We start from the raw sequence: 4,092 nt of genomic DNA on the forward strand, positions 1-4,092 counted from the left end.
CAAGGGAACGTCGAATCACGTCGGGCTTACGAATTTTGCATGAGCGAGAAGATCACATAAGATTGATCCAACGGAGCACAGAAGCCCACGCTCGGGTCCTCGTCCCGTTCTCGGTGTGCATATCCGACTCGACCGTTCTGTGAGGAGAGCGCGAGTTCGGTCGCCCCGTGCCGAGTGGAACGCCTCGTGGAGCGTATCCGGAACGAGGGAAAAACACGCCTGGCCAACGCTTCTCGCGCACTTCCCCACCGCTCTCTCTAGCTTCCCCACTCCACCATTTTCGCTCCAGGCCCCTATGGATCTCACGCCATCCAACGTTCGCAATCATTCGTTCTCCCGGGCCCTGCGGGGGTTTGATGCCGAGGAGGTGACCGCCTACCTCGAGTCCCTCGCCGACGAGCTCGACACGGTCTCCGACGAACGGGAGCAGATGAAGTCGCGCATCGAAACGCTCGAACGAAAAGTCGAGCGCTACGGAGCCGTCGCCCGTGTGCTGGACGAAACCATCGACGACACGAATCGCTCCACCGACGAGCTTGTCCGCGACGTCAAGGCCAAACTCGATGCAGCGCAGGAGGACGCGGAAGAGGTCGCGCGCAATGCGGAGGAGCAGGCGCGCGCCATCCGTCGCAAGACCGCCGAGCTTCACGAGCGGATCCGGCACGAGGCCGACGAGGTCACCGAAGAGCGTCGCCAGCTTGCGCGTCGCCAGCAGAAGCTGATGCAGGTCGCGGCCCAGCTGACGGAACTGGCAGGCGGACAACTCGACGCCGAACCGGCCCCGCCGTCCAGCGATGGAGCCGGGAGCACGGCCACGACGCCTCCGACCCTGTACTCGGGCGGACGCACGCAGGACGAGTCCGAGCAGTCGAAGAAAAAAGAGAAGACGAAGCAGGAGTGGATCGATTCCCTCTTCCCGAACCGCCTCGGCGCCGGCGATGCGCCGCAGCCGCAGGGACGTTCGCAGGAGCAAGAGCGGCAGACCCCGACGGCGGAATCAGAGGATCCGTCCGGCGAGTCGCGCGAAGGACAGAAGTCGAGCGGGTCCTCCCACTTCGAGGCCATCAAGCAGGATGTAAAAAGCCAGGGCGGCCAGAAGCCCCGCCGTGCGGCGTCCGGCAGCGACGACGAAGACGGTCCGTCGACCAACGAACTGGAGCGCATCTGGGATATTTTCGACCAGACGCAGTAGGACGAAGCCCGGTAGCTTGACGATGGAGCCCCGCTCCGCGTCTCGCCGTTGATGGCTAAACGATCAGCAGATTCGATCTGAGACGGCCGATCTCTATACGGGGATCGGCCGTTCGACGTCCTGACGCACCTGCCCGAAACGATTCCGTGAAGGGAGGAGCTGGCGGGTACATGACGGTAATACGTGCGTGAACATTACTGGACCGTTTTCGATGATATCAAATCGGGGACGATCTGCACGCAATCGCGGCCGGTGCGTGAGGTGGGGTGAGCCGGCATCGTTCGCGTGTCGCCCGTGGTGCTCGTCGACTTCGAAAAGACGCTCGATCGATCATGCAGGGTATTGACCGATGCTTCGTGTCCAGAGCGAGACGCATCGCACGGCCCGGCGCCCGGCTGCTTGCGTGGGCCGGACTGTGGTTTGTCGGCGCGCTGCTCCTTGCGCAGCCGGTCCGGGCGCAGCAAGTCGTTGACGTGGAAGGGCCCGGGGAGGGCGAGACGACCTACATGATGCTGTCGCCCCGCTCGCTATCGGAGGACGTGATGATCCGGGCGGTCGGCATTCGGGGAAATGATGGCAGGCCCCGGTTCGCCTTCATGATGCGTGGTGTGGACGAGGGGACGGCGATCACCCTGATGGCGAACGATGCGCCGGTAAAGGTCGAACGCACGGAGGTCACCACCGACGCGCCCCGAACGGTGTCCGTGTACGTGTCGCCGTCTTCCGTCCTCACGATGGCAAGTGCTGCCTCCGTCGCCGTGACAGTCGGTGGTGAGCGGCATCCGCTTCCGGAGGATGTAAAGGCAGCCCTGTCCGTGATCTACGATCAGGTACAGTAGCCGTGCAAAGAACACTACAGATCAAACCAGGACGCCCCCATTCGGCCAGGCCGGACGGGGGCGTTGTCGTTCGTGGAGATGTACATTCCGGATCGAGCCGGAATGCGCCGGGGCGCAGTTAGGTGGTCGCGTTGTAATTGGACAGCACCTGCAGCGTGTGGGCCCGGACCTTATCGGACGGATCCGAGCGGAGGTTCTTCACGATCTGGGACACGCGATTCTCCAGGCTGTCCATGGCGTGCAGGGCGTCCAGCGCACTCATGCGGACATCGTCGTCGCGCTGGCGGTCGAAATACATGCGGGAGAGGCGCTCCGCGAAGTACGTCGGATCGATGGGGCGCTCGGAGCGCTCGGCGAATTGCTGGATCAGGGAAATGCCCTGCTTCTGAACGTCCGGGTTATCGGACTTGAGCATCCCGGTGATCTGTGTGCGAACGCGCTGGGCGTATTCCGCGCCGGGCGATGCGGCGCTCTGCGCGAAGGCAGACGGCGCGGCAATGAGGAGCAGGGCGAAAAGGGTCGCTGCGCACGATGAAAGAAGGCGTCGATACATGGCAATAGTGGGGTCTGCTGGTGCGAGCACGAGAAAGGTAGGTCGACAGGTGGACGCAGTCCGCGGTGCTGCGTCGCCCATGCAACCGTTAGAGCGATCTTGCGAAGGAAAAGGTTACACGGGACCGGAGAGAAACCTGGATACGCGCCGGCTGCCACCTCCGGGCGCCGGCGTCTGGTCCACGTTGCCCGGAGCCTCTGGAGGGCCGGGCAAGCGGCGAACCGACGGGCGAGCGGGAGGTACGAAGACCCACGGTGCCGGCCGCAGCACCCCGGCCACCGGGCCTGTCTTTTTTCCTTCCACCCGTCCTGGCGGCTGGCTGTGAGCACCGACGCTCCGTCTCGCAAGATCATCCACGTCGACATGGACGCGTTCTATGCGTCGGTGGAGCAGCGGGATTTTCCTGAGGAATACGCGGGGCGACCCATCGCCGTGGGCGGGCGTCCGCCGCGCGGGGTCGTGATGACGGCCAGTTACGAGGCGCGGCCGTACGGCGTGCATTCGGCACAGCCGTCGGTGGAAGCGAAGCGCCTGTGTCCGGATCTGGTGTTCGTCAAGCCGCGCATGGACGTGTACCGGGACGTGTCGCGCGACATCCGGGCGATCTTCGCCCGCTATACCGATGTGATCGAGCCGCTTTCGCTCGATGAGGCGTATCTGGACGTGACCGATCCGAAGCAAGGGCCGCCGTCCGGCACCCTGATCGCGCGTCGGATCCGGGAAGCGATTGCGGACGAGACCGGCTTGACCGCCTCGGCCGGCGTGGCACCGAGCAAGTTTCTGGCAAAGGTCGCCTCGGATCGTGACAAGCCGGACGGACTGACGGTCGTGACGCCGGATCAGGTGATGGACTTCATTGCCGAACTGGACATTGAGGCATTTCACGGCGTCGGGCCGGTCACTGCCGAGCGGATGCGTGCCCTCGGGATTCAGTCGGGCGCCGACCTGCAGGCCGTCGAGGAGTCGGATCTGGTGAAGCACTTCGGGCGGAGGGGGCATTTCTTCTATCGCATCGCGCACGGCCGGGACACGCGCCCCGTGCGTCCAAATCGGACCCGGAAGTCGGTCGGCGCGGAGCGGACCTTTCGGGATGACGTTGCCGAGCCCGAGGCGATGATGGAGCGCCTGGAGCCCATCGCGGAGCGAGTGATGCGCCGGATGAAACGCGCAGAGCGCCGCGGGCGGACGGTGACGCTCAAGATGAAGAGCTTTCGGCACGACGTGTCGACGCGTCAGGTCACGCTCGACCGCTTCGTTCGGTCGGAGTCGGACCTGCTGGCGATCGCGCGCCGCCTTCTCCACGACCCGCACCCGCCCGAGGAGCCCGTCCGGCTGCTGGGGCTGTCGGTGTCGAACCTGAGTGATCCGGGGGCGGAGGTCTTTGCGGTGCAGATGGAGCTGCCGTTTCCGTAGTTCTTTTGGCTCATTTTTTTGAGCGACCAAAAAAACGAGCCGCAAAAAAAGTCGCCCGTCGTTCCGCGCTCCGGCGGGCGGCTGCGCTCGGTCGC

The 4,092-nt window shown here is 64.6% G+C and carries 4 protein-coding genes; 3 read left to right on the forward strand and 1 reads right to left on the reverse strand.

Annotated features, from left to right (window positions below; all coding sequences use genetic code 11):
• The first annotated feature begins 295 nt into the window (after positions 1-295).
• A complete protein-coding gene (locus ACFCU0_RS06835) occupies positions 296-1,192 on the forward strand; it encodes a DivIVA domain-containing protein (protein ID WP_434972921.1) in 897 nt (298 codons plus the stop codon).
• 332 nt (positions 1,193-1,524) lie between these two features.
• Complete coding sequence (locus ACFCU0_RS06840; RefSeq protein ID WP_434972922.1) at positions 1,525-2,031, forward strand: hypothetical protein; 507 nt, start codon at positions 1,525-1,527, stop codon at positions 2,029-2,031.
• Between the two features lie 118 nt (positions 2,032-2,149).
• Here the strand turns inward: ACFCU0_RS06840 and ACFCU0_RS06845 are convergent, their stop codons facing one another.
• Positions 2,150-2,584 (reverse strand): hypothetical protein, encoded by a 435-nt coding sequence (locus ACFCU0_RS06845; RefSeq protein WP_434972923.1) that lies wholly within the window; start codon positions 2,582-2,584, stop codon positions 2,150-2,152.
• Positions 2,585-2,905: 321 nt separating this feature from the next.
• On the opposite strand from ACFCU0_RS06845, the gene dinB reads away from it, so the two are divergent.
• Positions 2,906-3,997, forward strand: coding sequence for a DNA polymerase IV (gene dinB / locus ACFCU0_RS06850; protein WP_434972924.1), 1,092 nt, complete (start codon positions 2,906-2,908; stop codon positions 3,995-3,997).
• The last annotated feature ends 95 nt before the right edge of the window (positions 3,998-4,092 follow it).

Source organism: Longibacter sp. (assembly GCF_051155795.1).
Lineage (GTDB): Bacteria > Bacteroidota > Rhodothermia > Rhodothermales > Salinibacteraceae > Longibacter.

Coding starts and splice junctions, on each gene's coding strand:
- ACFCU0_RS06835 (WP_434972921.1), top strand. CDS start 296: ATGGATCTCACGCCATCCAACGTTCGCAATCATTCGTTCTCCCGGGCC.
- ACFCU0_RS06840 (WP_434972922.1), top strand. CDS start 1,525: ATGCAGGGTATTGACCGATGCTTCGTGTCCAGAGCGAGACGCATCGCA.
- ACFCU0_RS06845 (WP_434972923.1), bottom strand. CDS start 2,584: ATGTATCGACGCCTTCTTTCATCGTGCGCAGCGACCCTTTTCGCCCTG.